The following is a 571-nucleotide window of genomic DNA, read 5'->3' as shown; positions in this document are numbered from 1 at the left end:
CTCGCCGACGCCCTCGAGCGCAGCCTGACGGAGGGAAAGCCCTGACATGACCCCCACAAAGCAGAACGCCCCGACCGGAGGCCGGAGCGCTTGCGAGATGAACTTTGGCGGGTTCATTCGCAATCGTAACGCAGCCGCACGACGCATGGAACCGCTCGCGTGCGGATGCCGCGACCCGTGGCTGTGCCGGTGCCACGGCGACGAGCACATCAGCACCGAAGCCCGCCTCGCCGCCGAACTGCACCTCGCAGCCGCCGGCCTCGCACCGACCAGGAGGACCGCCGCATGATCATCACCGGGCAGGACGGCATCCGACGCCTAGTCGAACTTCAGAACGAACTTCTCGACCGGGACGCGGAAGCCGATGACCGCGCAGAGGTCGAAATCTGCAAGGCCATAGCGCTATGCGGCATCGAACAGCACCTCGCCAGCATCTCCAGCTTCCTCAACAAGCGCGGAGGCGGTGCATGGTGATCGACACCGAACCTGACCTCCTCGACTACGTCATCACCGGCGACTGGCTCGACGCCCAGACCTACCCGCCCGTCAAGTTCGCCGTCCCCGGACTCAT

At 65.8% G+C, this 571-nt stretch carries 1 protein-coding gene; it reads left to right on the top strand.

Annotation, left to right across the window (positions count from 1 at the left end):
• The first annotated feature begins 285 nt into the window (after positions 1–285).
• Complete coding sequence (locus tag DCI01S_RS16580) at positions 286–474, top strand: hypothetical protein (protein WP_061230218.1); 189 nt, start codon at positions 286–288, stop codon at positions 472–474.
• The last annotated feature ends 97 nt before the right edge of the window (positions 475–571 follow it).

This window comes from Dietzia cinnamea NBRC 102147, from assembly GCF_001571065.1.
Lineage (GTDB): Bacteria > Actinomycetota > Actinomycetes > Mycobacteriales > Mycobacteriaceae > Dietzia > Dietzia cinnamea.
This window is presented reverse-complemented; position numbering and strand designations above follow the sequence as displayed.